Raw genomic sequence first — 25,521 nt, 5'->3', positions numbered from 1 at the left:
CCAGGGCAGTTTCTAGTGAGGGCGAGCTGAGGTAGTGGGTGCTAGTTGTCCCCGCCGGTGTTACCGGTGGTGCCAGCGTTCACGTCAAGCAGCTTGTACTTATCGATTGCTTCTGCCGGCGCTCCAGCATCCACTTCGCCGCGCCGCGCGAGCATCTCAAGTGCCCGCACCACAACTGAGTGACTGTCGATCTTGAAGAACCGCCGGGCTGCCGCGCGGGTATCCGAGAAGCCGAAGCCGTCTGCGCCCAGGGTGGCGAACTCGTTGGGCAGGAACTGCCGAACCTGGTCCGGTACAGCCTTCATGTAGTCGGTGACTGCAACGATCGGCCCGGTGGCGCCTTCGAGCTGCTGGGTAATAAAGGGAACCCGTGCATCGTCTGATGGGTTGAGGAATGCGTCTTCCTCGGCCGCCAATCCGTCCCGACGCAGTTCGGTCCAGGACGTTACCGACCACACATCAGCCGAAACCGCCCAGTCTTCAGCGAGGATCCGCTGGGCGTCGAGTGCCCACGGAACCGAAACGCCCGAGGCAAGCAGCTGGGCCCGCGGTCCGTCAATCTTGGCTGGCGACAGCAGATAGATGCCCTTGAGAACGCCCTCGACGTCGAGCTCTTCAGGCTCTTTCGGCTGCAGAATCGGCTCGTTGTAGACGGTGATGTAGTACATCAGGTTGCGGTCATCGGAGCCTTCTCCGTACATCCGGTGCAGGCCGTCGCGCATGATGTGGCCGATTTCGTAGCCGTACGCCGGGTCGTAGGTGACCACAGCTGGGTTGGTCGACGCCAGCAGAGGGGAATGCCCGTCAGCGTGCTGCAGGCCCTCGCCGGTCAGCGTTGTGCGGCCGGCAGTGGCACCGATGATGAACCCGCGGGTCATCTGGTCAGCGGCCGCCCAGTAGGAGTCTCCGGTGCGCTGGAATCCGAACATCGAATAAAACACGTATACCGGGATCAACGGTTCGCCATGGGTGGCGTAGGAAGTGCCGGCAGCGGTGAACGCAGCTACCGAACCGGCCTCGTTGATGCCAGCGTGCAGGATCTGGCCTTTGGTGGACTCCTTGTAGGCCAGGACGAGGTCCCGGTCCACCGAGAGGTAGTTCTGCCCATTCGGGTTGTAGATCTTGGCCGTCGGGAAGAAGGAGTCCATTCCGAAGGTGCGCGCCTCATCGGGGATGATCGGCACCACGCGGTTGCCGAATTCCTTGTCCCTCATCAGGTCTTTCAGCAGCCTGACAAAGGCCATGGTGGTCGCAGCCTGCTGCTTGCCGGAGCCGCGCTTGGCCACCTCGTAGGCCTTGTCCCCGGGAAGGGTGATCTCGGTGTGTTTGTTACGGCGCTCCGGAACAAACCCGCCCAGCGCCTTGCGGCGTTCGAGCAGGTACTTGATTTCGGGGGCGTCAGCACCCGGGTGGTAGTACGGCGCGTTGTACAGGTCGTCGTCGATCTGCTCATCGGTGACGGGGATGCGCAGGTGATCCCTGAACGCCTTCAGATCCTCTGACGTCAGCTTCTTCATCTGGTGGGTCGCGTTGCGTCCCTCGAAGTGGGGCCCCAGTCCGTAACCCTTGACAGTTTTGGCCAGGATCACAGTCGGCTTACCCGTAAATTCAGTGGCTGCCTTGTAGGCGGCAAAGACCTTGCGGTAGTCATGTCCACCACGCTTGAGCTTCCAGACCTTGTCGTCACTGAAGTCAGCGACCATTTCCTTGGTCTGGGGTGTCTTGCCGAAGAAGTGCTCGCGGACGAACCCACCGGACTCCGCCTTATAGGTTTGGTAGTCGCCGTCGGGGGTGGAGTTCATGATCCCGACGAGGGAACCGTCCTCGTCCTTGTCCAACAGTTCATCCCACTCACGGCCCCAGACCACCTTGATCACGTTCCAGCCGGCGCCCCTGAAGAAGGCCTCGAGTTCCTGCATGATCTTGCCGTTGCCGCGCACCGGGCCGTCGAGACGCTGCAGGTTGCAGTTGATGACGAAGTTCAGGTTGTCCAGGCGTTCGTTGGCTGCGAGCTGCAGCAGTCCGCGTGACTCTGGCTCGTCCATTTCGCCGTCGCCGAGGAACGCCCACACCTGCTGGTCCGAGGTGTCCTTGATTCCACGGTTGTGGAGGTACCTGTTGGACTGGGCCTGGTAGATGGCGTTCATTGGGCCGATGCCCATGGAGACAGTGGGGAATTCCCAGAACTCGGGCATCAGACGCGGGTGCGGGTAGGAGGAGAGCGCATGGCCCTCCTTCGACTTCTCCTGGCGGAATCCATCGAGATCGTCCTCGCTGAGTCGACCCTCGAGGAACGCCCTGGCATACATGCCGGGGGAGGCGTGTCCCTGGAAAAACACCTGGTCGCCACCACCGGGGTGGTCCTTGCCGCGGAAGAAGTGGTTGAACCCGACTTCGTAGAGCGTGGCGGCGCCGGCGTAGGTGGAAATGTGACCGCCGACCCCGATTTCGGGTCGCTGGGCGCGGTGCACCATCACCGCTGCGTTCCAGCGCATCCAGGCGCGGAACTTCCGTTCGATTTCCTCGTCACCGGGGAAGTCAGGTTCCTGATCCGCCGGAATGGTGTTCACGTAGTCGGTGGTTGTCACCATCGGCACGCCGACACTTCGCGCGCCAGCACGCTGCAACAGTGACCGCATGATGAATTGGGCCCGTTCGGTGCCCTGGACCCGGATCAGGTCATCAAGCGATTCCATCCACTCGGCTGTTTCCTCCGGATCACCGTCCGTGCCGCCGGCCAAACTGCTTAGAATCTCCGGTCCACCCTGCTCTTCAGCCACGCCAAACCTCTCCCACTCCGCAGATGATGTCTACGATGCTTAAAACTTCCGCAACGGAACAGTGCTCCGAAGCCTGTCTGTAGCCACAATCCAAGATGGTATGGATTGTGACGGATCACTTAGTTACTCTAGCCGCGACGCGCCGGGGATGCGTAGCCGGGACCTAGCAGGAGTCAGCATTCAGCTCTCGGCAGGGCCAAAACTGTTGGCAGTGCGTGCTGGCCTCACGAAATCAGCGGGGTCTGCGCAGCTATAGGGTGGAGCTACGCAGGCAGTTCGATCGGCAACACTCTGCGCTGGCTTGATGCATGGCGTTAAAGGGTGTTGGCTGGTAATAATGCATATCAAAGTAACGAGTGGAACCGTCCATTGGATGGGCCACAGTCTTTCGGGAGGAAAACAGTGAGCGAGGCCGAAGCCGCCACAGCGGACACCGTGGCGGGCAAGTTGGGTTTCAAGAACGGGGACCTGCTGCAGGAACTCGGATACGACGGGGATGTGGATTTCGATTTCCGCGCCAACCTCGAAGACGAAACCGGATCGGAATTGCTCACCGAGGAGGACCAGGATGTGGTTGACGGTGTGCTCCTGTGGTGGCGGAGCGAGGACGGCGACCTGGTGGACGCGCTCGTCGACTCCCTGATCTGCCTCGACGAGGGTGGCACCGTGTGGCTCCTGACCCCCAAATCCGGCCGCGATGGCTATGTTGCTCCGTCGCTGATCCAGGAAGCTGCGCCAACGGCCGGGCTGCACGCGACGTCGTCGGCCGGAGTGTCCAAGGACTGGGCAGCCACCCGATTGGTTAGCCGGCGGAAGAGCTGACATGGCCGGGCTCCCGGTAATCGGCGAGCTGGCGCCTGAGTTTGAACTCTCCAACCAGTTTGGCGAAACGGTTCGTCTAAGTGGGATCCGTGGGACGCCAGTTGCGCTGGTATTTTACCCGTTTGCGTTCTCTGGAGTCTGTACCGGCGAACTGTGCGAGTTGCGCGACAATATGGCAATGTTCGACGACGACGGCGTTCGTCTGCTCGCCGTCTCGGTTGACTCGAAGTACGCCCTGCGCGCCTACGCCCAGGACCAGGGGTTTACGTTCGATCTACTCGCCGATTTCTGGCCCCACGGGGACGTCGCGGCCCGCTACGGTGCCTTTGACCCGTCCCGCGGCTATGGCGAGCGGGCAACCTTCCTGATCGACCCGGCTGGGGTCATCGTGGCAACACTGAAAACAGCGCTGGGGGAGCCGCGTCGCCTCGACGACTATCGAACAGCACTGACATCCCTCGCCGCAACCCCTCAGCGCCTCCCCCGATGACAGCCGATCCTTCCGGCGCCGAGGCAATTCCTCCCGGTCTCGGCCTGACCGGATTCCCCAGTGGGGAGCCCGTGAAAGCCGGCAACCCGTTGACGGTAGAACAGCGTGAGATCCTGCAGGAGACTCTCGCACTACTGAGCGGGCGCCGGCTAGCAGTCCTCACTGGTGCCGGGTTGAGCACCGATTCGGGAATTCCCGACTACCGAGGGCCCCAATCGGTTCCCCGGAACCCCATGACGTACCAGCAGTTCGTCGGGGATGAGCTGCTGCGACGCCGCTACTGGGCACGCAACCACGTGGGCTGGCACCACCTGCGGCACGCCGACCCCAATCCCGGGCACCGGGCGCTTGCCGCACTTGAAGCCCGCGGAATGCTCTCTGGACTGATCACCCAGAACGTTGACCGGCTCCACTCGGCAGCCGGTAGCGTCGACGTAATCGATCTGCACGGCACCTACGACCGTGTGGTGTGCTTGCAATGCCAGCGGCGCTACAGCCGCTCCGACATCGCGGTTTTGCTGGAGGGGCTCAATCCCGGCTATCTGGAACGGGAGTCAGATGCGGGCGATGTGGCACCCGACGCCGACGCCGACGTCGATGACACAGGTGATTTTGTCATGGCGCCCTGCCCCAATTGCGGCGGCATGCTGAAGCCGGATTTTGTGTACTTCGGTGAAAACGTGCCAAATGATCGTGTCGCCGACGCCTATCAGATGGTGGACACAGGGGATGCTTTGCTGGTGGCTGGATCCTCGCTGACCGTCATGAGCGGTCTGCGTTTCGTGAGGCATGCGGCGAAGGCTGGCAAGCCGGTGGTGATCATCAACCGTGGCACTACCCGGGGGGATGAGCTGGCGACTCTCCTGGTGGATCTCGGGGTGTCGGAGGCGCTGACCTTCCTCTCCGAATCCTTACCCGATCTCCCGGAGCCGCAGTAGCGTCCCGATTTGGCATTCAATCTGGAATGCCAGTAGAGTAATTTTTCGTTGGTTGGCCGGTCAGTGGAGCGCCACCAACACGTTTGGGTCTTTAGCTCAGCTGGTAGAGCGCCACGTTTACACCGTGGATGTCATCGGTTCGATCCCGGTAGGACCCACCACCGAAAACCCCTCAGTATCAAGCAATAGTGCATGATACTGAGGGGTTTTTCATTTCCAGGCGAGTCTAATTTCCAGCCACCACAGAACTTCCAGACAACGTAGATGGGTCGGGGCAACCGAGCGATGAATTGCAGAGGATCGAATTGTGCTGCCGGCGTGGCACTGGTGTGCCTGATCGTTGGGCTGGTTGGTTGTTCACCTGACAACGGGGGAGCCGAAAGTGGCCAACTGTCCCAGGAACGATTCCTGACAGAGCTGCGCAACGCCGCCCCGGATTCCGCCTACTCGAAGGACGAGCAGCTGATTGCCACCGGCTTCCAGGTCTGCGCCGAGCTGGCAGCCGGCGCTGACCTGGACGAGCTCGGAGCACGTGACCCGGCAGAGAACCTGACCGATGAAACAGTCGAACGGATTCGGATCACCCAGGCCCTGGCAGCAGAACACCTGTGCCCGAAGGCCGCCTAGATTACCGGACCTTGTCGAGTTCATCACCCAGCGGCTCGGTGAGCGTCAGACTTAATGCTGTGGTGATGTGGTGTTCATCCCGATACACCAACATGTCGCCGATAATTGACGGGCAAGTGTCCGTGCAAAGGTAGCTGTTGAGATCGACGAACGATGAGTTACCGCGTACCGAAGCGGCCCGTTTCTCCGCCGCGATGACGTCCTCGTCGAGACCCTCTGGCCTGGGCAGATTACAGGTGTTGGCGTCCTCAGTGTGCCGGGACAGGCAGGCCAGCGGAGACGCATCGTGCCGTGGAGTGTCGGCGAGCACCAGTGCCTGCGACGTCTCGGGCAAGGCGGAGAGGGTGGAACGCAGCCCCGCCTCCCACTGGTAGAGCAGCGCCGCCGAGGTGTCGGCGGGAGCAACCTCTGCGTAGTTGCTGAGCAGGACCAGTTCGGGGTCCAGTTCGGCGATGTAATCCATTGCGCTTTGCCGCCACTGTTCGCATTCAGAATACGGTGTTTGCTCGTGAAGGATCTCAATATCCACCGACGGACAACTGGACTTCGTCAGGTTGTGCACGCGATACGACTTGTTGGCGGCATAGGCCTCGACCGCGGGGAACCACTGGGCGGCGTGGGAGTCCCCGAACAACACGATATCCAGCTCACCGTCCTCGTCACCGTAGACACAGCCCGCCCGAACTTCAGTTTCGCCGAAGTCGGCGTGACAGCCGTCGTCGTAGGTGGCCGGAATGCTATCCGGTGCATCGCGGAGCGTAGGTGTCAGGTTGGCCGGAACGAAAGCCGATCCTGCTGGGGACACCTGCAGCGGCTGCGACGCAGCGTCACGGGAGGAAGCGATGGGGGTGCTGCTCTGCACAGCACTGAGCCCTGCAGCGCTGCCGACAAATACCAATGAGGCAAGGGCAGCCACGGCGATCACCCGCCGCGACCGCAGCTGCCCCCCCGCTGGCGGATGCCTGAATCGACTTTCCACGTGCTTGTACAGCAGGACGGCCAGCGGAACGCTCAGCGCACCCAGGGCGAGGGTGACGGACAGCGGCACGGGTTCTCGTAGCCGAGTGCAGCCTGCGGGATCACCAGCAACGGCCAGTGCACCAGATAGATCGAGTAGGACCAGGCACCAATTTTCTGCAGCGGGCGCCGGCTCAGCAGGTCGCCAGCGCCACCAGCGGGCTGACTGCCGCCGCACACGATGATTGCTGCAGTCGACAGGACCGGGAGGAGCGCCGACCAGCCCGGGAACACAGTGCCGGAATTGAGGACCACCAGGGCGACGGCGATTCCTGCCACACCGACCCAGGAGCCGACGGCGGCACCCCTGCCGCTGAGGTGAATCAGCCGGGCATGTAATGCGAACGCTGCAAGGGCCCCGACGCCCAGTTCCCAGGCGCGAGTCGGGAGCAGGAAGAACGCCGCGGGCTGGGAATCACTGGTCAGAATAACGCACAGGGCTAAGGACACAACGACTATCGCCAGCACCACCCAGAAAAGGCGTTTGATGGATTTCCGGACCATGATGAAGCCCAGCAAAAGAATTAGCGGCCCGAAGAGGTAGAACTGCTCCTCGATGCCCAGCGACCAATAGTGCTGGAAAGGCGACGGCGCTGTTTCAGCCAGGTAATCCGCCCCCTGAGCCGCAAACAAGACGTTGGGAACATAGAGCGCTGTGGCAATGGCATCCTGCAGGGCGCCCGGCCGGGTAGACGGCGGGAGAACGAGCAGGGATGCCACAGTGGTCAGTGCGAGCACCGCGAACGACGCCGGGAGGATTCGCCTGATCCGTTTGGCATAAAACTCTCCGAAAGGGATCCGGCCGCGTGACTGAAGCATGGAGATGAGCTGCCCGGTGATCAGGAAGCCGGAAATGACGAAGAAAATGTCGACGCCAACATAGCCTCCGGGTACCACCGGCAGGCCCGCGTGATAGAGGACCACCGCCCCTACCGCTACAGCCCGCAGGCCTTGGATATCCGGCCGGAACGGCGCCGACTGCCGCAGGGTTTGGGGCGAAATGACAGGTCCTCTCGTGGTTCCGTCTCGACCTAATCCATCAATTCAGCAACGATCTAACGATTCCGGGGGACGCCCTGCGAAGCCGTCAACGGCGGCCTGCTTCGCCTTCATGGTTCGACGCCGTCTGGCCAGTGGGCTACCGGCGGTAATAGGGTGACAAGAGTATCTAGTGGCGCAGAGCGCTCAAACCACAGAGCATCGGCTCCCCGAGCGGGGGCACCGACCCAGTATTGGAGACTTCATGAGTGCACAGATTGGTGTCACAGGCCTAGCGGTCATGGGCGCAAACTTGGCCCGTAACCTTGCCCGCAACGGATACACGGTAGCGCTGCATAACCGTTCGATTGAGAAGACCGACGTCCTGTTGGCGAAGCACGGCCACGAGGGCGACTTCATCCGCACCGAGTCCCTTCAGGAACTGGTGGAGTCCCTGGAAACCCCACGCCGGGTGCTGATCATGGTCAAGGCCGGTGGGCCGGTGGACTCTGTCATCGGCCAGCTGGAGCCGTTGCTCGAAAAGGGTGACATCATCATCGACGCCGGCAACTCCCACTACGAGGACACCCGACGGCGCGAAGCCGACCTGGCGACCAAGGGCCTGCACTTTGTCGGGGTCGGCGTTTCCGGCGGCGAAGAGGGCGCACTGCTCGGCCCCTCGATTATGCCCGGCGGCTCTCGTGAGTCCTACGATTCGCTCGGCCCCATGCTGGAGAAGATCTCCGCCAAGTACAACGGCGAGCCCTGCTGCAACTGGATCGGCACCGACGGCGCAGGCCATTTTGTGAAAATGGTCCACAACGGTATCGAGTACGCCGATATGCAGGTGATCGGTGAGGCCTACGACCTGCTCCGGTCCGGAGCGGGCATCGAGCCGGCCGAACAGGCCACCATCTTCACCGAGTGGAACACCGGAACGCTCTCCTCATTCCTGATTGAGATCACAGCGGAAGTCCTTGCCCATACCGATGCAAAGACCGGCAAGCCATTTATCGACGTCGTCGTTGACTCGGCAGGGCAGAAGGGCACCGGCCGCTGGACAGTCGTTTCGGCGCTTGAGCTAGGAAGCCCGACGTCGGGTATTGCCGAGTCTGTGTTCGCCCGCGGCTTGTCGTCGCAGCGCGACCAGCGCGCCGAAGCCCAGGAGATTCTCGCCGGCCACGAGGGAACCGTCGAGCTTCCCGACACCTTCGTGGAAGACGTTCGGTTGGCGTTGTACGCTTCGAAGCTGGTCAGCTACGCACAGGGCATCGACATGCTCACGGCCGCCGCCAAGGAATACGGCTGGGAGCTCAAGCTCGATGAGATTGCGTCGCTGTGGCGGGCCGGCTGCATCATCCGCGCCGAGTTGCTGGATGACATCATGAAGGCCTACGCAACCGCCGACGGCCAGCCCGCCAACCTGCTGCTTGCCCCGGCCTTCGCCGAATCGATTGCCGGAGCGCTTCCGGCGTGGCGTCGGGTTGTCTCCACCGCCGTTCAGCTCGGCATCCCGGTGCCGGTCTTCTCGGCGTCGCTGGCCTACTACGACGGGCTCCGCCGTCGTCGGTTGCCCGCAGCGCTGACCCAGGGGCTGAGGGACCTGTTCGGCGCCCACACCTACCACCGGGTCGACACCGACGGTACGTTCCACACCCTGTGGGGCGAGGACAGGTCCGAAATCCAGGCTGTCGACACTCACTAGCTCAGTAAACGGCCAATGGCCCGGGCATATTGCCCGGGCCATTGGCCGTTTTGCGATGGAATAGGTGAAGCGGAACCTAGATGTAGATCGCCGGATCGATGTACTCAGCCGGATCCACTGCGGGAAGTGTCTCCCGCGAGGAATCGCGGTGCCTGAAGGTTGCGGGAATGCCCGTGGCGATCGAATCTGGTGGCGTGTCCTTGACTACCACAGCGTTGGCGCCGATGGCGCTGCCAGCACCGATGGTGATCGGACCAAGCACCTTCGCTCCTGCGCCGATCGTGACCCGGTCACCGATGGTCGGGTGCCGCTTGACCTTTTCGAGTGACCTACCGCCCAACGTGACCCCCTGATACAACATCACGTCGTCGCCGATCTCAGCGGTGCCACCGATGACCACTCCCATACCATGGTCAATAAAGAACCGTCGACCGATGGTCGCTGCCGGGTGGATTTCAATCCCGGTCATCGCCCGGGCGAGCTGCGCGAGCAGCCGGGCCGGGAACCTGAGACCGGGCCTGGCCCACATCCGGTGCGTGAGACGATGCACCCAGATCGCGTGCAGGCCTGAATAGACCAGTCCATTTTCAAAGGAGCCCCGTGCGGCCGGATCGTGCTCCCGGGCCGTCTGAAGATCCTCCTGCAGTCGCGCTAGAAAACTCACAGACTACTTTCTGTTCGGAGGGTGTTAGCCCCTGATGTCGTCAAAAAGGATAGTTGAGATGTACCGCTCACCGAAGTCGCAGACGATCGCCACAATGAGCTTACCCGCGTTCTCTGGTCGCTTGGCCAGCTCCAACGCCGCCCAGACAATCGCACCGGAGGAGATGCCGCCCAGGATCCCTTCCTGGGTTCCCAGGGCACGGGCAACGCGGACCGAATCCTCCACCGAGGCGTCAATAACCTCGTCGTAGGCCTCCCGGTCAAGGATCTCGGGGACAAAGTTGGCGCCCAGCCCCTGAATCTTGTGGGGGCCAGGGGCGCCGCCGTTGAGGATCGGCGAATCGGCCGGTTCAACAGCAACTATCTGAACCCCTGGCTTGCGCTTTTTGAGAACCTGGCCGACGCCGGTGATGGTTCCGCCGGTGCCGACCCCTGCCACAAAAATGTCGACGGCGCCATCAGTGTCTTCCCAGACCTCTTCGGCGGTGGTTGCGCGGTGGATGGCAGGGTTCGCTTCGTTGGCGAATTGCTGGGCCCAGATGGCGTTCTCGGTGGTCGCCACAATGTCCTTGGCCTTGTCGACGGCGCCGCGCATGCCCTCGGAACCGGGGGTCAACACGATCTCTGCGCCGTAGGCCCGCAGCATGACCCGGCGTTCAGTGGACATGGTCTCGGGCATAGTCAACAGGACCCGGTAGCCGCGTGCAGCACCCACCATGGCGAGAGAGATGCCGGTATTACCTGAGGTGCCCTCAACGATGGTGCCACCCGGCTTCAGCGCCCCGGCTTTCTCGGCGGCGTCAATGATTGCCACACCGATCCGGTCTTTAACACTGTTCGCCGGGTTATAGAACTCGAGTTTGACTGCCACCTGGGCGTCAAGGCCTTCGGTGAGCCGGTTGAGCCGCACCAGAGGGGTGCGTCCTACGAGCTGGGTGACGTCGTCGTAAATCTTTGCCATTGGTACCTGCCTAGGGTAGAGGTCGGATTTGCCCGCCGGATTCTCCGGTGCACGCTGGGATTCAGCCTAGCGAACTGGGTGTGCTGGGGCGGGTACGTTACTCGATCAGCCACTGAGCGTAATACTTCCGTGCTTTGGCGAGCTTGGGGTTGATGATCACCTGGCAGTAGCCCTGCTCCGGATGTTTGGCATAGAAGTTGTTGTGCCACTCCTCGGCGGGGTGGAAGCGGGGGAGCCGGCTGACCTCGGTGACCACCGGATTGGACCAGCTCTCCTGGTTCCGCTCAATGGCACGCTCGAACAATTCTTTCTGTTCGGTGTCCTGGTAGAACATCGAGGACCGGTACTGGGTGCCGACGTCGTAACCCTGACGGTTCAGTGTTGTCGGGTCGTGGGACACGAAAAACATGTCGAGGATCACCTCTGGGGGGATGATTGACTCATCGAAGGTCACTGCAACTACTTCGGCGTGCCCAGTGGTTCCGGTGCAGACGGAGTCATAGTCAGGGTCCGGTGTGTGACCACCCGTATAGCCAGAGATAACGTCGGTGACGCCGCGGGTTTTTTGGTAGAGGGCGTCGAGGCACCAGAAGCAGCCTCCGCCAAGCACTAATGTCATCATGCCTATATCAATGCGCTGCCGATCCAGAAGATTCCCGGAAGTGCGCATGCCACGACAAATGGGATAGCCAAAATTGGGTCAAGCAGCTCTTGCGGGGTACAACTAGTGCTATGGAATCTGACCATCAGACGACCGGGCTACCGTCCGAGCACTCCGAGCAGGGCGCCACAACTCCCACTGTGGGCGACGTGATGCTGGCGATCGAGGAGCTGTGGCCGGAATCTCTCGCCGAAAGCTGGGACGCAGTGGGACTGGTGGTGGGACGCCCGGACAGCAGCGCCGCAAAGATCCTCTTTGCCGTCGACCCGACCCGCGAGGTCATCACTGATGCACTTGAATGGGGCGCAGACCTGCTGATTGTGCACCATCCGCTGATGATGAAGCCGGTGAACTCGGTAGCGGCGAGCCACTTCAAGGGCGATGCAGTGCACCGGTTGATCGAGGGCGGCTGCGCCCTAGCAACTGTGCATACGAACGGGGACAGCGCCGTCGGCGGCGTGTCAGACGTGCTCGCAGATGCTTTTGGGCTGGAAAATGTGGAACCGTTGTCCACGTCAGCCGATGGGTTGCCCGAGGAGGGAATCGGCCGGGTGGGAGACCTGAGCGAGGCGACGACCCTCGGTGATTTCGCCGGGGTGGTGTTCTCAATCCTGCCAGCGGTAGCCGGTGGGGTGCGAGTTGCCGGTGATCGTGACGGGCTGGTCAGCAGGGTAGCCGTCTGCGGCGGTGCCGGTGACAGTCTCTTCGAGAAGGTGCGGGAGAGTCGTGCCGACGTCTATGTGACCGCCGACCTGCGTCATCACCCGGTGTCGGAGGCGCGTGAAGCGGCCGAGAACAACCGGCCGTATCTGATCGATGTATCGCACTTCGGGAGCGAATGGCTGTGGCTGACTCCTGCGGCAGCCGCCCTGGACAATGTGCTTGCTGACCAGGGTTTTACCGCTCAGACCCGTGTCAGCACGGTCAATTCAGACCCCTGGGATTTTGTCCTCACTGCCGGCACTGACTAGGCTGCCCACGCCGCACCCGGAAGTTCGGTGACGCTGCGCAGACGGTGACCGGAGCCTGCGGCGTGCCATAGGGTAGATGGACGGCTCATCGGCAACTGCGGAGGTTTTACTGTGGCAAAAGCACCACCGGCAGAGCAGCTTCGGCTGTTGGAACTACAGGCGCTGGACTCGCGGTTGAACCAGCTCCGGCGGCAGGCAGCCACGGCGCGGGCCAACCCGGCCATTGCTGAGCTCGGGTCTCAGCTTGACGGCACCGACAGCGCTCTGGTGCACACTCAAACTGCCCTCCTGGATTTGGAGCGTGAACTGACCCGTTCCGAGGATGACGTGCAGTCAGTGGTCAGCCGTCTTGAGCGGGACCAGAAACGCCTCGACAGCGGCACCGGGAGCCCCAAGGACCTCACCGCGCTGCAGAGCGAGGTCGTGTCGCTGACCAAGCGCCGCTCGGATCTTGAAGACGTTGAACTGGACATTATGGAACGGGTCGAAACGGCCCGCGAAGCCAACCAGGCTGCCCAGCAGCTGAAGGAGGATGCCCAGGAGCGTCTCTCAGCCATCGAAGCCTCCCGCGATGCCGAGCTGGCCACCATCGACACTGAAGCCGGCACAGTGCAGGCGCAGCGTGGCGAACTCGCGGCAACTTTCGACGCTGGGCTGCTAGCACTGTATGAGAAGACCCTTGCCCGTCGTGGCGTCGGTGCTGCCCGGCTGTTCCACGGCACTTCGGAGGGCTCTGGGATGCAAATGAGCCCCGGCGACCTGGCCGACCTTCGCAAAGCCGCCGAGGACGACATCGTATTCTGCCCAGACTCGGGCGCGATCCTGGTGCGCTCCGCCGAGTGGGGCAACTGAGCCGGTGCCCGCTGAACAAACCCTTTTCGACGACTCCGACGAGACAACAACCAGGACGGCAAGCCCACGGCTCCTGATCGTCGAGGCCGACGGCGGGTCCAGGGGTAATCCCGGCCACGCTGGATACGGAGCCCTGGTGCGTGATCCCGAATCGGGAGCGATCCTTGTTGAAAAGGCCTCCTACCTGGGGAAGGCCTCCAACAATGTCGCAGAGTATTCAGGCCTCGTCGCCGGTCTTGAGCTAGCCAATGAGCTGGACCCCACCTGCCGCATCCTGGTGAAAATGGACTCCAAGTTAGTGGTTGAGCAGATGGAGGGGCGCTGGAAGATCAAGCACGCCGACATGCGCGCCCTCGCCACGAAAGCCCGCGCTGTGCTGGATCCGCGGCGGGTGACATACCAGTGGATACCCCGGGAGATTAATAAGGACGCCGACCGCCTCTCCAACGAGGCGATGGACGCTGGGATGGCTGGCACCCCCTGGGTGCCCCGCACGTTAGCCTCGGCAGCAGGCAGTGAGTCGGCGGCCGACGCAGAGGAGAGCGCACCGGAGGCTGTCAGGCAGCCATCCGGTCGTCTACACCATATCGAGCTGTGGGTACTGGACCTGCAGGAAGCCACCGACTCCCTGGGGTGGTTGCTGCGGCAGCTCGGCTTCACTCCCATGGAATCCTGGCCGGACGGTGCCAGTTTCGCCGGCGCCGACGGACTGTACCTGGTGATTGAATCAGGACCCGACGTGACCGACAAGCCCCACGAACGACGTCGGCCTGGGCTCAATCACCTGGCCTTCCAGGCGGGCACCCCGGCTGAGGTGGATCTGCTGGCACGTCGTGCCACCAGTCACGGGTGGACTACGATGTTCGCCGACGCTTATCCGCACGCTGGAGGTCCGCAGAGTTATGCGGCCTACCTCGAAAACGGAGCCGGGTTCGAAGTGGAGCTGGTAGCAGACTGGGATGGACCGGCCAACGCCACCTAGAAACTCAGCCTTGCAGGATGATGCTGAGCTGGGCCGGTTTACGGGACGTCGCGGGGGTGAGCTCGGCTGGCCACTGTTCACGCGTGGCCTTGAGGAGCTGAGCAGGGGTACTGGGCTGGCTGGAGCGCCGGGTCAGCAGGTGCCGCGCCAGTAGCCCTCGCGTGTGTTTGGCCGAATGTGACACCACAGTGCGTTTTCCGCCCCGCTCCTGCAGAACATTCACCGCCACTGTCCGTTCGGGGACTCCCGCCCAGGCCGCCCCGTAGGTGCTGGACCGGCAGTCGACCACCAGTGAGTCGCCGGACCGGTCGCCGAGCGGACCGGCCAGTCGTTGCTTCCAGAACGATGCCAGCGTCCCGGTGTCCGGCAGGGACACGGACATCGACAGCCGGTAGGCAGGGATGGCGTCAGCGAACCCCAGGGCGCCCCAGAGCGCCGAGACCACCACCACGGACTCCTGGGCTTTCCGGCGCTGCACGGGCGTCAGCGTGCGGTAGCCCAGCGCGTCGTACAGCACACCCGAATAGATCCTGTAGGCGGGTGCTGCCGGTTGGTCAAGGAGTGTGGTGTTCCGGAGCACTTCGGCGCCCAGAGACTGGCCCACCCCGAGGATGCTGTGCGCGTCAGGACCGGTGCTTGCGGCGGCCAACGACTCCAGCACTGTGTGGCGGGCAGCCGTGAGTTCGGGGAACTGCAACGACCCAAGATCTACGGCCGCGCCCTTCACGGCTGGCGATTTACCTTCGGATGGGGGCAGCAAAATCAGCACCGCACCACTTTACCCAACCACCTGGGTAGAATCGACTGCGGATGGGTTGACCAGGCGGTCGCGTTGAACAGACCGAGGTGCCTCGTGCATCGACGTCGGTTCACCGAGGAACGTCCGGGCTCCGCAGAGCAGGGTGGTGGGTAACGCCCACTCGGGGTAACCCGCAGGACAGTGCCACAGAAAATAGACCGCTGCGTCGCACAGCAATGAGTGGCGCAGTAAGGGTGAAAAGGTGGTGTAAGAGACCACCAGCGCGCCGGGTGACCGGCGCGGCTCGGTAAACCCCACCCGGAGCAAGGCCAGACAGGGCGCACTTGAAGGCTGCTCGCCTGAGTGTCCGGGTAGGCCGCTGGAGGGCGTCGGCAACGGCGTCCGTAGATGGATGGCCGCCACTCTCCCGCTGGCGACGGCGGGGGAGGACAGAACCCGGCGTATCGGTCAACCCATCCCTCACAACGGCGATTATCAGGGCGCCCCACCCGTTGGTCAAGACCCCAGAATGAAGTTCACTCCGAATCTCCAATCTGGTCCGTGACGGGTTGTGGCTCGGCTACGCTGTCCCAATGACCGACACAGTGGCGCCGCAAAAGTCGCTCCTGGTGCGCAATAGCAACTTCCGGGCGCTGTGGCTTTCCAGCACTATCGGAGTGCTGGGAACTGCAGTCACCTCAATCGCTTTCCCGGTCATCGCAGTGATCGAACTGCAGGCCAGCGACTTCGCTGTTGCGGCGCTTGCGGGAATGACGTTCCTTCCCTGGCTGCTGCTCGGCCTGCCCGTGGGAGTCTGGGTGGATCGGTGGCCGCGCAAGCCGGTGATCATCTGGTCGCTGATTGCCCGGATCCTCGTTCTCGCAAGCCTCCCGCTCACATTCTGGCTCGGCGTCCTGTCGGTGACGCAGTTATTCGCGGTCTCCTTCCTTGTCGGATTGTCGGCCGTGTTCTTCACCCTCGCTGACCAAGCGCTGATTCCGCAGGCGGTCTCGAAAGACGAGCTGGTCGAAGGTAACGGCCTCATGACCGCATCGTCGGCGTCGGCTGACGCTGCGGGGCGGGGAATCGCCGGCTGGCTCACGGTTGCTGTCGGTGCGTCCAACTCTTTGCTGGTGCAGATTGCGACGTCGTTTGGCTCGCTCTTCGCCATCTCGTCGCTGAAGCTGAAGGAAGCGGAGCCGCATCAGGGCGAACGCAGGATTTTCAGTGAGATGAAGGACGGCCTGCGCTACACCTTCAGTACGGGCCCGCTGCGGGCGATCCTGTTCAACGCGGCTCTGTGGAACCTCGGTGGCAGCATGGTCGCCTCGCTGCTGGTGCTACTTGTCCTTCGGACCCTCAACGAATCCGAAATCTGGCTCGGCGTGCTCATGGCGGCAGCATCGGTTGGGGGAGCGCTGGGCGGCATCACCGTCAAACGTGCCACCGAGCGGGTTGGGTCCGGACCGCTCTGGCGCTACGCCATGGTCCCCGGAGTGCTGGGGTACGCCTCCCTATTGGTCATGACCCCGGGCTACGGAATGCTCTGGGGAGTGCTCGGCATGTTCGTGATGGGCGTCTGTATTGCCTGGAACATAGTTGTCGGGGCGGCGTTCAGGCAGCGCGTGTGTCCCCCGACCATGATGGGCAGGCTCGGCGCGGCCTCCCGGATGGTCAGCTGGGGGATGCTGGGCGTGGCAAGTATCCTCGGCGGCGTCCTCGCGGAGCTGGTAGGGATCAGAACAGCAGCCCTGATCGGCGTCCTTCTCGCAGTTGGGGCGCCTCTGGTGGCGATCTTCGGTCCGCTTCGGCACGTGAAGCGTCTTGAAGACCTCGAACCGGAGCAGGAGCCAGAGTCAGTCCCCTGGAGCGCTCAGCGCCGGTAGATTGGAACCCGGGGAGGGGCTAGTGGCCGAACGGGTCCGGGTCCACGCCGGGCATCCAGGTCAGACCAGGCACGCCCCAGACATTCTTTTTGACCGCTTTCCGGGCGGCACGCGCGTAGGGTTCGACCAGCCGATCCACGTACAGCTTGCCTTCAAGGTGGTCGTACTCATGCTGCATACAGCGGGCAAACCACCCGGTCGCGACAAATTCACGCCGTTCGCCGAAGCCGTCAAAGCCCGTGACCTTGACCCATTCCGCGCGCTTAAGCGGGAAAGACTCCCCGGGAACTGAGAGGCAGCCCTCTGACTCCTCGTCCGGATCGGGCTCGGCCCCAGAGATTTTTGTGGTCACCAGCGACGGGTTGACCAGCACCCCGCGCGGCGGCACGTCGTCGTCGTTCACCATGCCGTACACAAAAAGTCGTTGACCCACGCCAATCTGCGGCGCCGCAAGGCCCACCCCGTTGGCCTCGTCCATCGTCTCGAACATGTCGGCGATGAGGGCGCGCAGCGTGTCGTCAAAGTCGGTGACGACGGCGGCGCGTCGGTGCAGTACTGGCTCACCGGTAATGGTGACTGGGTGAACTGTCATTGGGGCTTTCCTGGGAGGGGTGAACGGTGGGGCGGGTGGCGACTCCCCGGCGTTAGCCGGCGATGTGGCGGCCAACGACGTCGCGCATGATCTCGCTGGTCCCGCCGAAAATGGTGAGCAACCGGGTGGCCAGGAACGCCTGGGCAACCGGGTATTCGAGGATGTACCCGTACCCGCCGTGGAGCTGCAGGCAGCGATCGGTGATTGACGTTGCTCGCTCGCTCGCCCACAGCTTCACCCGGGCGGCGCTGGCGGCATCGAGGGTGCCCGAGTTGAAGGCGAGCATTGCCTGGTCGACGTAGGTTTCGGTGACCTCGACTTCGGTGAGGATGTCGGCCAGCTGGAAACGGGTGTTCTGGAAGTCGATAACTCGCTCACCGAAGGCGTTGCGTTCCCTGGTGTAGGTGACGGTGGCCTCGTAGCTGGCCCGCGACACTGCTGAGGCAGCAACAGCGATCGCCAGACGACCCTGCGGCAGCTGCTCGGCAGCGTAGCGGAGCCCGTGGCCCAGCTCCCCGACGAGGTTGTCCCCGCTGACCCGCACCTCGTCGAAGAACAGTTCGGCAGTGTCGGAAGCCTTGAGGCCCATCTTATCCAGCTGTTTTCCCGTGGTGTACCCCTTCCCTTTTTCGACCATGAAGAGGGAAAAGGAGTCGGCGGAACCTCTGCCGGTGCTGCCATCGGTCCTGGCCATCACCAGCGACGCGTCTCCGCTGATGCCGTTGCCGATGAAGGTCTTCTGTCCTGAGATCAGCCAGTCGTCACCGTCTCGCACGGCCTTGGTGCGAATACCGCGGAGGTCACTTCCGGCGCCCGGTTCGGTCCAGGCCACGCTGGTCACGCGTTCGCCGGTCACCATGGCGGGAAGCCAGCGGGCCTTGAGGTCATCCGAAGCATAAGCCAGGAGGTGGGGGAGCACCATGTCGTCGTGCAGGTGAAACGCAAGTGCCACTGCAAGGTGGTTAGTTTTCGCAAATTCCTCATCCATGACCGCACGGAACCGGTAATCGGGCATTCCGGCTCCGCCGAACTCCTCCGGAACGGCCAGCCCCAGCAGCCCCTGCTCGCCAGCAGCGGTCCACAGGGTCCGTGGCATGAGGTGGTCCTGATCCCAGGTCGCGTAGTGGGGGGCTACCTCCCGGGAAGTGAACTCGGCCGCGACCTCGCGGAACAGCAGGTGGTCTTCTTCAAACACTGTGCGTTCCATCTGGTCCAACCTCCACGGTGGGTCAACGCCGGCCGACGCCGGCTTGGGTCCTACAGGTAAGGCCGCCCCCGAAGTGATTCAGGAGCGGCCTTCCGAGGTCAGCTTTCGACCTACATGGGGTGAGTAACGGGGCTTGAACCCGCGACCTCCTGGACCACAACCAGGCGCTCTGCCAACTGAGCTATACCCACCATGCGCCTTCGGCCACAATGGCAACCCGCTGGATGTTTCCGGCTGAGTTGCCACCTACAAAAGGCAGCGCAGACAAGTCTACACAATTTTTCGGGTGCCTCTGCCACCGGCGGGTGAGCCGGTGGCAGGAGCGCTGGCGCTACTCGGCCAGGGACCCGGCAATTGCCTTGCTTGTTGCTGAATCGGGCCCCGGGCTCGGCACGAAAACGGATTCCCGGTAGTAACGCAGCTCACGAATTGAGTCACGGATATCGCCCAGTGCCCGGTGCCCGCCACTCTTGGCCGGTGACTGGAAGTACGCCCGGGTGAACCACCGGCGGGCGAGCTCCTTGATGGTCGACACATCGATCACCCGGTAGTGCAGATGCTCGATCACGGCGGGCATATCACGCGCAAGGAACGACCGGTCGGTACCCACCGAGTTGCCGCCCAACTGCGCCTTGCGGGGTTCGGGCACCCACTCGGTGATGTACTTCAGTACCTCAGCCTCGGCCTCGGCCATGCTGATGCCCTGGGGTAGCTCGGTGAGCAGTCCCGACGTCGTGTGCATGTCTCGCACAAAATCGCCCATCTGCGCGAGTGCTGAGTCATCGGGTCTGATGACGACGTCGACCCCTTCTCCCAGAATGTTCAACTCGGAGTCGGTCACGAGGACTGCTACTTCGATGAGTGCGTCAGAGTCGAGGTCGAGCCCCGTCATTTCGCAGTCGATCCAGACAATGTGTTCATTAGATATCGGCACCTCCCCAATGTACCGTGTTGGGTGTGCAGGGGGGTCAGGCGCGTGAGCGGCTCCACTGGCGACCATCGGAGCGCTGCTCCACAGCACCCGTGAACGCTCCGGCACCGTGGCTTCGCCGCTGGGATGTGCCCGCCGAGTCGGCAACTGCCGGTCGGTGCGGAGTTCCGAAACAGGCCGCCGACAGAAAAACACCCCACGCAAGAAGTTCGTCGGCGGGTTTCTGTCGCTTGACAGGTTCCGCACTGTGGCGCCCCAAAGCCATCAACCACCAAATCGCAAGGAATACTGGTGATGCCACGTGCAGGCCTTGCTAACCGCGCTCCGGTCGCGTTGTCGGAGCGCGGCTAACCGGCCGGTACCAGTTGTCGATGCTAAAATCTTGCCAGTCTGCCTCGCCCCGACGCCGGTTCAGACACAGCAGTTCAATAATTCAACTATGTACTGTTCGACCGAGGATTGGATAACCACACATGACTGCCCAGGTGCCAGCGGACGCCTCGCAGCCCCGGACGGACACAGCATTGGCTGGCCGACCGAATGTGGCAGTCATTCAGGGATTCATCGGCTCCTTGTTGATGATGATCGGTTCGTACGGTGTGGGGTGGCTGTCGCTCGCGTCAGTTGAGCTGCGCAGGGTTCCCATTATTATGTGGATGCGGTTCGAGCCCGCCGGCGCAGTACTGTCAGTCTTGATCCTGGCACTGGGGGGTATGCTCCTGGTCCGATCCTGGTTGCGACTGGGGCAGCGTCTGCACGGGTGGGGGCCCGAGTCCAGGCCGGTCATTCTCCGGGCAGTCATTGCCTGGGGCGCACCCATGTGCCTCGCCCTCCCGCTCTTCAGCAGGGATGTGTTTGCTTATATTGCGCAGGGTCAGGTAGTGGTGTCGGGTCTGAACCCATACGTTGACGGCTACTCCCAGATCTCGAACTACCTGCAGATCGGCGCCGACGATCTGTGGGCCCAAAGTCCCACCCCGTACGGTCCGGTGTTCCTCTGGATCGAAGCCCTGGTGGTCGGCGTGACGGGTGGTCAGCCTGACTTTTCGATACTGCTGTTCAGACTGGTAGCCATCGTCGGTGTCGCACTGTGCGTCTACTACGTACCAAAGCTCGCGGAAGTGCACGGTATCAATCCCAACCGGGCGCTGTGGCTCACCGCTGCCAACCCGCTGTTCCTGATCAATTTCATTGCCAGCATTCACAATGACGCGCTGATGATCGGCCTAGCACTCTGGGGCCTTTACCTGGCGGCAACCCAGAAACCGCTGCGCGCCATAGTGATTGTGACCCTGTCTATTGCGATCAAACCCATCACGCTGATTTTCCTTCCCTTTATGGGGTTGATGTGGGCGGGGAAGGGTGCAAGTTGGGGCAGGAAGTTCCTCTACTGGGCCTTTACCGCCGGTATCTCTTTTGGCCTCCTGTGGCTGATGGGATTCATCAACGGATTCGGATTCGGGTGGGTAGGTGCCCTGAGTACCCCCGGCAGCGTCTGGATCTGGTACGCGCCCATTGGGTTCCTGGGGTTGGTGGTAAGGATCCTTGCCGAAGCGCTGGGCCTTGATGGCCAGTCGTTCGCCGATGGGGTCTACCTGATCGGCCGACTCGCGGCACTGGCAATCATCGCCTGGCTCATGTTCGCGGGTGAGCACAGCAGGCTGGTGCGCCGGCTTGCCCTCGCGTTCGCGTCAATCGTTTTCCTGGCGCCGATGATTCAATCCTGGTATGTCGTGTGGTTGATCCCTCTGTTCGCCGTAACCGGCATCCGCAACGACTGGCAGGTCAAGGCGCTCTACTTCATCGTGTCCTTCTTCATGATCTATGCAATCTCTGATCAGCTGGATATTTTCCCGTACTTCGAACTGAGCCTGACGTTTGCGCGTCAGATGGCAGCGGTGGTTGCGCTGGGCTTCGCGATGTATCTGGTTTTCCTCGATCCGAAGACCAAAATTCTTTTCCGCAAACGCTACGCGGAGCCCATAATCGGTGGGCGGCGCTGACCCACAAACCGGGCTCAAACATGCTTTCTCGGCCTGAACCGGCGATACTGGGTGGATGACGGACCCCACAGAACACATCATCAGCGGCGATTTCGAGATCTCTGACTGGAGCCCGGAACCCTATTTAGTGCCCGGGTCCTCCAGCGAATTATCGAGGGTCAGGGCCACGAAAGTCTTCAGCGGGGACCTTGCAGGAACCAGTTCAGCGGAGCTGTTGATGGCCGGCAACGACTATGGTGCCGGCTACGTTGCCTCGGAGGTTTTCACCGGGTCCGTTGACGGACGGGTGGGCACCATGATTGTGCAGCACTGGGGCATCGCCGAGGGGACTGCCGCGGCCAGTTCCGGCCACATCATCCCCGGATCGGGGACAGAGGGGTTGGTGGGCATTTCGGGCAAGGCTGTGTATACCCAGGACCCAGCAGGGCAGCACCACCTCGAGCTTAAGGTGACATTCGGCGCGTAGCGCGCTCCTGCTCCCACGAATGACATAGTTGCGCCAGCGAAGTCCAGGTTGCCCCAGTGAAACTGGGGGAGCACACCGTCATGACGACGTCGAGCGGCGTAGTAACCTAGAAAAGTCGCCCCCGTAGCTCAGTGGATAGAGCAACGGCCTTCTAATCCGTTGGTCGCGCGTTCGAATCGCGCCGGGGGCACCACAGCATCACCTCACTGATCAGCTGGAAAGACGCTGGCATCGGACCGGAAGTGGGCCGCCAAATTGCGCTGCCCGGGCTGATCCGACGGCGCTCACTCTGCCTGACGCTGACTCTGCCTGCACACCCGAACAGTTCCTCAGCTTGTCCACATACCGGGCCCACCACGCCACGTGGCGCCGGCAAACGGTGAAGCTGAGTGTGCTGGCAAGCCCGCCAGCGCACCCAGTTTCCGCTGAAGGGGAGTCTGATGAGCGACAACATCACCGTCCGAGGCTATGTGGCCACCGATACCAGGTCCGGTGTCGCCGAGAGTGGCCTTGCCTACGCCAGTTTTCGCATGTGCTCGACCGAACGCCGGTTTGACCGGAACACCAATTCCTGGACTGATGGCCAGACCAATTGGTACGCAGTCTCCATGTTCCGCCAGCTCGCCACCAACGCCGGCGTGAGCATCAAGAAGGGGGACAAGGTGGTGGTGACCGGACGGCTCCGGGTCCGGCCGTGGATCCGTGAGGACGGACGGACCGGCACCTCTGTCGACATCGACGCCGAGACCGTCGGACACGACCTCATGTGGGGGACCGCCCATTTTCACCGTACCAGCGCCGACCGCGCCGGAGGCGAAACGTCAACTGCGGGCGATCCGCCAGACGTACAGGCCTCTGATGTGACCTATCCCCACGTGGACCAGTCGACTGGGGAAATCCTCAATGACCCGGGCCAGGATTCAGTGGCCCCGAACGACTCCGGCAATCAGGACAATGCCGGCGATCCATCCGGTAGCAGCCCCGATTCCAAGGACCCCGGACGCCAACTCACTGAAGTGCCGTTCTAGGATCGAGGTCCAGTTGCGTAGAGGCGGGGGCCTGTGCCGGGAGATGATATCGGTCGGGACGGGAGGCAGCGCACACAAATGGGAGATAGCCGGGTGCACCGACTAGCCTTGAGTCATGGCGGAATTTATCTACACAATGACCAAGGCACGCAAGGCAGTCGGCGACAAAGTAATCCTCGACGACGTCAGCATGTCCTTCTACCCCGGCGCGAAGATTGGCGTCGTGGGGCCCAACGGCTCGGGCAAGTCAACCATCCTGAAGATTATGGCTGGCCTGGATACCCCCTCAAACGGCGAAGCGAAGCTCAGCGCGGGATACTCGGTGGGTATTCTGCTGCAGGAACCACCGCTGAACGAGGAAAAGACCGTCCTGGGCAATGTGCAGGAAGGAGTCGGAGAAATCTACGGCAAGATCCAGCGGTTCAACGAGATCTCCGAAGAGATGGCCAACCCCGACGCTGACTTCGACACCCTGCTCGAAGAGATGGGAAAACTGCAGGAGGCCATCGACGCGGCTGACGCCTGGGATCTCGACTCCCAGCTGGAACAGGCAATGGACGCCCTGCGCTGCCCGCCACCGGAAACTGATGTCACTATCCTCTCCGGTGGCGAACGGCGCCGCGTTGCGCTCTGCAAGCTGCTCCTGCAGAAGCCTGACCTGCTGCTCCTCGATGAGCCCACTAACCACCTTGACGCCGAGAGCGTGCTGTGGCTCGAACAGCATCTCAAGAGCTACGCCGGCGCTGTCCTGGCCGTCACCCACGACAGGTATTTCCTCGACCACGTTGCACAGTGGATCGCTGAAGTGGACCGTGGCCACCTGTACCCCTACGAAGGGAACTACTCCACGTACCTGGAGAAGAAGCGTGCCCGGCTCGAGGTGCAGGGCAAGAAGGACGCCAAGCAGTCCAAGCGCCTTACCGAGGAACTCGAATGGGTCCGTTCCAACGCCAAGGGCCGCCAGACCAAGTCCAAGGCCAGGCTTGCCCGGTACGAGGAAATGGCGTCGGAAGCCGAGCGCACCAAGAAGCTCGACTTTGAAGACATCCAGATCCCTCCTGGCCCACGCCTGGGTAACCAGGTCATCGAGGCAACCGATCTGCGCAAGGGCTACGACGACCGCGTCCTGATCGACGGGCTGTCCTTCTCACTGCCCCGCAACGGCATCGTCGGAGTGATCGGGCCCAACGGTGTCGGTAAGACCACCTTGTTCAAGACCATCGTGGGGCTCGAGCCTATCGACGGCGGCAAGCTGACCATCGGCGATTCGGTCAAGATCTCCTACGTCGACCAGTCACGCGGCGGCATTGACCCCGACAAGACACTCTGGGAGGTTGTTTCCAACGGACACGACTTCATCCAGGTGGGGCAGGTCGAAATGCCGTCACGTGCCTATGTGTCGGCCTTCGGTTTCAAGGGTCCGGACCAGCAGAAGCGTGCAGGGGTCCTTTCCGGTGGTGAGCGTAACCGGCTAAACCTGGCGTTGACGCTCAAACAGGGCGGAAATCTTCTGCTCCTCGACGAACCGACCAACGACCTCGACGTCGAAACGCTATCCAGCCTGGAGAACGCGCTGCTGGAATTCCCCGGCTGCGCCGTGGTGGTCTCGCACGACAGGTGGTTCCTCGATCGGGTGGTAACGCATATCCTCGCCTACGAGGGAACTGAAGAGAACCCCGACAAGTGGTACTGGTTCGAAGGTAACTTTGAGTCCTACGAGGAGAACAAGGTGGAGCGCCTTGGCGCCGACGCCGCAAAACCTCACCGCGTCACGCACCGCCGCCTCACCCGCGACTAGACGCAGTTCGGCAGCCACCTAGGGCGTGTCTCCTAATTCTTTGAGCCAAATAGTGATGGCTCGGAGTACGACTCCTCCGCGGTAGGTGAGGGCGAGTTTGTCGTACCGGGTGGCCAGACCGCGCCATTGTTTGAAGGTGTTGAAGGAACGTTCAACAACGTTGCGCCGTTTGTAGGCTTCCCTGTCGAGACCGACGGGTCTTCCACCACTGCGGCCGCGGCGTTTACGGTTCGCTTGCTGGTCGGAGCGTTCCGGGATGACCGCCTGGATCCCGCGGGAACGCAGGAGGTTCCGGTTAGCTTTGGAAGAATACGCCTTATCTCCCAACGCCCGGTCCGGCCTGGTCCGAGCCCTGCCTTTGCCTATCCGCGGGACGTGCAACGCATCGAGCAAGAGCGGAAACATTGGTGAGTCCCCGCCCTGG

At 62.4% G+C, this 25,521-nt stretch carries 24 protein-coding genes, 3 tRNA genes and 1 other RNA gene; 16 read left to right on the top strand and 12 right to left on the bottom strand.

All coding sequences use genetic code 11. The annotated features are described in order from the left end of the window. Nucleotides 1-41: 41 nt before the first annotated feature. Complete coding sequence (gene aceE / locus Y703_RS0106065; RefSeq protein WP_026551997.1) at nucleotides 42-2,780, bottom strand: pyruvate dehydrogenase (acetyl-transferring), homodimeric type; 2,739 nt, start codon at nucleotides 2,778-2,780, stop codon at nucleotides 42-44. 402 nt (nucleotides 2,781-3,182) lie between these two features. Between aceE and Y703_RS0106060 the strand changes: the two genes are divergently transcribed. The 5 genes from Y703_RS0106060 (at nucleotide 3,183) to Y703_RS0106040 (ending at nucleotide 5,657) form a co-directional block, all read left to right on the top strand. Continuing rightward, complete coding sequence (locus tag Y703_RS0106060; RefSeq protein ID WP_026551996.1) at nucleotides 3,183-3,602, top strand: DUF3052 domain-containing protein; 420 nt, start codon at nucleotides 3,183-3,185, stop codon at nucleotides 3,600-3,602. Between the two features lies 1 nt (nucleotide 3,603). Beyond that, nucleotides 3,604-4,092 (top strand): peroxiredoxin, encoded by a 489-nt coding sequence (locus tag Y703_RS0106055; RefSeq protein WP_026551995.1) that lies wholly within the window; start codon nucleotides 3,604-3,606, stop codon nucleotides 4,090-4,092. Then, nucleotides 4,089-5,030 (top strand): NAD-dependent protein deacetylase, encoded by a 942-nt coding sequence (locus tag Y703_RS0106050; RefSeq protein WP_051427349.1) that lies wholly within the window; start codon nucleotides 4,089-4,091, stop codon nucleotides 5,028-5,030. The genes Y703_RS0106055 and Y703_RS0106050 overlap by 4 nt, the downstream gene beginning before the upstream one ends. An 85-nt stretch (nucleotides 5,031-5,115) precedes the next feature. Next, nucleotides 5,116-5,191, top strand: a tRNA-Val gene (locus Y703_RS0106045). Between the two features lie 157 nt (nucleotides 5,192-5,348). Beyond that, nucleotides 5,349-5,657 (top strand): DUF732 domain-containing protein, encoded by a 309-nt coding sequence (locus tag Y703_RS0106040; RefSeq protein WP_026551993.1) that lies wholly within the window; start codon nucleotides 5,349-5,351, stop codon nucleotides 5,655-5,657. Between the two features lies 1 nt (nucleotide 5,658). Here the strand turns inward: Y703_RS0106040 and Y703_RS21955 are convergent, their stop codons facing one another. Together Y703_RS21955 and Y703_RS21950 are read right to left on the bottom strand one after the other, a co-directional pair. After that, nucleotides 5,659-6,705: an SGNH hydrolase domain-containing protein gene (locus Y703_RS21955; RefSeq protein WP_035764033.1), complete on the bottom strand. Its 1,047-nt coding sequence runs from the start codon at nucleotides 6,703-6,705 to the stop codon at nucleotides 5,659-5,661. Continuing rightward, entirely contained in the window at nucleotides 6,669-7,622 is a 954-nt protein-coding gene (locus tag Y703_RS21950; RefSeq protein WP_343212877.1) for an acyltransferase, read from the bottom strand. The genes Y703_RS21955 and Y703_RS21950 overlap by 37 nt, the downstream gene beginning before the upstream one ends. Before the next feature lie 295 nt (nucleotides 7,623-7,917). Here Y703_RS21950 and gndA point away from each other — a divergent pair, with 295 nt between their 5' ends. After that, nucleotides 7,918-9,357, top strand: coding sequence for an NADP-dependent phosphogluconate dehydrogenase (gene gndA, locus Y703_RS0106030; RefSeq protein WP_026551992.1), 1,440 nt, complete (start codon nucleotides 7,918-7,920; stop codon nucleotides 9,355-9,357). 76 nt (nucleotides 9,358-9,433) lie between these two features. Here gndA and epsC read toward each other — a convergent pair whose 3' ends face one another. From epsC to msrA, 3 genes are all read right to left on the bottom strand, one after another. After that, on the bottom strand, nucleotides 9,434-10,021 hold the full coding sequence (gene epsC, locus Y703_RS0106025; RefSeq protein WP_026551991.1) for a serine O-acetyltransferase EpsC: 588 nt from the start codon (nucleotides 10,019-10,021) through the stop codon (nucleotides 9,434-9,436). Between the two features lie 24 nt (nucleotides 10,022-10,045). Then, nucleotides 10,046-10,981 (bottom strand): cysteine synthase A, encoded by a 936-nt coding sequence (cysK, locus tag Y703_RS0106020; RefSeq protein ID WP_026551990.1) that lies wholly within the window; start codon nucleotides 10,979-10,981, stop codon nucleotides 10,046-10,048. Nucleotides 10,982-11,078: 97 nt separating this feature from the next. Next, a complete protein-coding gene (gene msrA, locus Y703_RS0106015) occupies nucleotides 11,079-11,603 on the bottom strand; it encodes a peptide-methionine (S)-S-oxide reductase MsrA (RefSeq protein ID WP_026551989.1) in 525 nt (174 codons plus the stop codon). 110 nt (nucleotides 11,604-11,713) lie between these two features. On the opposite strand from msrA, the gene Y703_RS0106010 reads away from it, so the two are divergent. From Y703_RS0106010 to Y703_RS0106000, 3 genes are all read left to right on the top strand, one after another. After that, a complete protein-coding gene (locus Y703_RS0106010) occupies nucleotides 11,714-12,613 on the top strand; it encodes a Nif3-like dinuclear metal center hexameric protein (RefSeq protein ID WP_026551988.1) in 900 nt (299 codons plus the stop codon). 111 nt (nucleotides 12,614-12,724) lie between these two features. Beyond that, nucleotides 12,725-13,465 (top strand): zinc ribbon domain-containing protein, encoded by a 741-nt coding sequence (locus Y703_RS0106005; protein ID WP_026551987.1) that lies wholly within the window; start codon nucleotides 12,725-12,727, stop codon nucleotides 13,463-13,465. Nucleotides 13,466-13,469: 4 nt separating this feature from the next. Next, a complete protein-coding gene (locus tag Y703_RS0106000) occupies nucleotides 13,470-14,447 on the top strand; it encodes a reverse transcriptase-like protein (RefSeq protein ID WP_051427347.1) in 978 nt (325 codons plus the stop codon). 4 nt (nucleotides 14,448-14,451) lie between these two features. On the opposite strand, the gene Y703_RS0105995 is transcribed toward Y703_RS0106000, so the two are convergent. Further along, nucleotides 14,452-15,216 (bottom strand): YaaA family protein, encoded by a 765-nt coding sequence (locus tag Y703_RS0105995; RefSeq protein WP_026551985.1) that lies wholly within the window; start codon nucleotides 15,214-15,216, stop codon nucleotides 14,452-14,454. Between the two features lie 42 nt (nucleotides 15,217-15,258). Here Y703_RS0105995 and rnpB point away from each other — a divergent pair. Next, an RNA gene (gene rnpB, locus Y703_RS20745) (RNase P RNA component class A) lies at nucleotides 15,259-15,666 on the top strand. 113 nt (nucleotides 15,667-15,779) lie between these two features. Further along, a complete protein-coding gene (locus Y703_RS0105990) occupies nucleotides 15,780-17,072 on the top strand; it encodes an MFS transporter (protein WP_026551984.1) in 1,293 nt (430 codons plus the stop codon). Between the two features lie 19 nt (nucleotides 17,073-17,091). Here the strand turns inward: Y703_RS0105990 and def are convergent, their stop codons facing one another. The 4 genes from def to orn all read right to left on the bottom strand — a co-directional run bounded on the left by def (nucleotide 17,092) and on the right by orn (nucleotide 19,805). Continuing rightward, the gene (gene def, locus Y703_RS0105985; protein ID WP_026551983.1) at nucleotides 17,092-17,664 is read right to left on the bottom strand and encodes a peptide deformylase; all 573 of its coding nucleotides are present in this window, start codon (nucleotides 17,662-17,664) and stop codon (nucleotides 17,092-17,094) included. A gap of 52 nt (nucleotides 17,665-17,716) precedes the next feature. Then, nucleotides 17,717-18,871 (bottom strand): acyl-CoA dehydrogenase family protein, encoded by a 1,155-nt coding sequence (locus tag Y703_RS0105980; protein ID WP_026551982.1) that lies wholly within the window; start codon nucleotides 18,869-18,871, stop codon nucleotides 17,717-17,719. Nucleotides 18,872-18,986: 115 nt separating this feature from the next. Next, nucleotides 18,987-19,062: transfer RNA gene (locus Y703_RS0105975), tRNA-His, on the bottom strand. Between the two features lie 140 nt (nucleotides 19,063-19,202). Next, entirely contained in the window at nucleotides 19,203-19,805 is a 603-nt protein-coding gene (orn, locus tag Y703_RS0105970; RefSeq protein ID WP_081743416.1) for an oligoribonuclease, read from the bottom strand. Nucleotides 19,806-20,275: 470 nt separating this feature from the next. On the opposite strand from orn, the gene mptB reads away from it, so the two are divergent. The 5 genes from mptB to ettA all read left to right on the top strand — a co-directional run bounded on the left by mptB (nucleotide 20,276) and on the right by ettA (nucleotide 25,097). Then, nucleotides 20,276-21,805: a polyprenol phosphomannose-dependent alpha 1,6 mannosyltransferase MptB gene (gene mptB / locus Y703_RS0105965; protein ID WP_026551980.1), complete on the top strand. Its 1,530-nt coding sequence runs from the start codon at nucleotides 20,276-20,278 to the stop codon at nucleotides 21,803-21,805. A gap of 55 nt (nucleotides 21,806-21,860) precedes the next feature. Next, nucleotides 21,861-22,271 carry a DUF3224 domain-containing protein gene (locus tag Y703_RS0105960; protein ID WP_026551979.1) on the top strand — a complete coding sequence of 137 codons (411 nt, stop codon included), beginning with the start codon at nucleotides 21,861-21,863 and terminating at the stop codon, nucleotides 22,269-22,271. Between the two features lie 117 nt (nucleotides 22,272-22,388). Then, nucleotides 22,389-22,464, top strand: a tRNA-Arg gene (locus Y703_RS0105955). 247 nt (nucleotides 22,465-22,711) lie between these two features. After that, entirely contained in the window at nucleotides 22,712-23,299 is a 588-nt protein-coding gene (locus tag Y703_RS18260; protein ID WP_081743413.1) for a single-stranded DNA-binding protein, read from the top strand. 115 nt (nucleotides 23,300-23,414) lie between these two features. Further along, on the top strand, nucleotides 23,415-25,097 hold the full coding sequence (gene ettA, locus Y703_RS0105945) for an energy-dependent translational throttle protein EttA (RefSeq protein WP_026551978.1): 1,683 nt from the start codon (nucleotides 23,415-23,417) through the stop codon (nucleotides 25,095-25,097). 18 nt (nucleotides 25,098-25,115) lie between these two features. On the opposite strand, the gene Y703_RS0105940 is transcribed toward ettA, so the two are convergent. Continuing rightward, nucleotides 25,116-25,521, bottom strand: a 406-nt coding sequence (locus Y703_RS0105940) for an IS5/IS1182 family transposase (protein ID WP_026551977.1), incomplete at its 5' end; no start/stop codon positions are given.

The sequence above is a fragment of the Arthrobacter sp. H20 genome (assembly GCF_000520515.1).
GTDB lineage: Bacteria > Actinomycetota > Actinomycetes > Actinomycetales > Micrococcaceae > Arthrobacter_D.
Note: the sequence above shows the minus strand (reverse complement) of the source record. Positions and strands in the feature narration are given on the sequence as shown.

What these genes read in the sequence shown, in the direction of transcription:
- msrA (WP_026551989.1), bottom strand. Translation starts at nt 11,603, where the DNA reads ATGATGACATTAGTGCTTGGCGGAGGCTGCTTCTGGTGCCTCGACGCC.
- cysK (WP_026551990.1), bottom strand. Translation starts at nt 10,981, where the DNA reads ATGGCAAAGATTTACGACGACGTCACCCAGCTCGTAGGACGCACCCCT.
- Y703_RS0105990 (WP_026551984.1), top strand. Translation starts at nt 15,780, where the DNA reads ATGACCGACACAGTGGCGCCGCAAAAGTCGCTCCTGGTGCGCAATAGC.
- mptB (WP_026551980.1), top strand. Translation starts at nt 20,276, where the DNA reads ATGACTGCCCAGGTGCCAGCGGACGCCTCGCAGCCCCGGACGGACACA.
- Y703_RS0105980 (WP_026551982.1), bottom strand. Translation starts at nt 18,871, where the DNA reads ATGGAACGCACAGTGTTTGAAGAAGACCACCTGCTGTTCCGCGAGGTC.
- Y703_RS18260 (WP_081743413.1), top strand. Translation starts at nt 22,712, where the DNA reads ATGAGCGACAACATCACCGTCCGAGGCTATGTGGCCACCGATACCAGG.
- Y703_RS0106010 (WP_026551988.1), top strand. Translation starts at nt 11,714, where the DNA reads ATGGAATCTGACCATCAGACGACCGGGCTACCGTCCGAGCACTCCGAG.
- Y703_RS0106050 (WP_051427349.1), top strand. Translation starts at nt 4,089, where the DNA reads ATGACAGCCGATCCTTCCGGCGCCGAGGCAATTCCTCCCGGTCTCGGC.
- def (WP_026551983.1), bottom strand. Translation starts at nt 17,664, where the DNA reads ATGACAGTTCACCCAGTCACCATTACCGGTGAGCCAGTACTGCACCGA.
- gndA (WP_026551992.1), top strand. Translation starts at nt 7,918, where the DNA reads ATGAGTGCACAGATTGGTGTCACAGGCCTAGCGGTCATGGGCGCAAAC.
- ettA (WP_026551978.1), top strand. Translation starts at nt 23,415, where the DNA reads ATGGCGGAATTTATCTACACAATGACCAAGGCACGCAAGGCAGTCGGC.
- Y703_RS0105960 (WP_026551979.1), top strand. Translation starts at nt 21,861, where the DNA reads ATGACGGACCCCACAGAACACATCATCAGCGGCGATTTCGAGATCTCT.
- Y703_RS0106055 (WP_026551995.1), top strand. Translation starts at nt 3,604, where the DNA reads ATGGCCGGGCTCCCGGTAATCGGCGAGCTGGCGCCTGAGTTTGAACTC.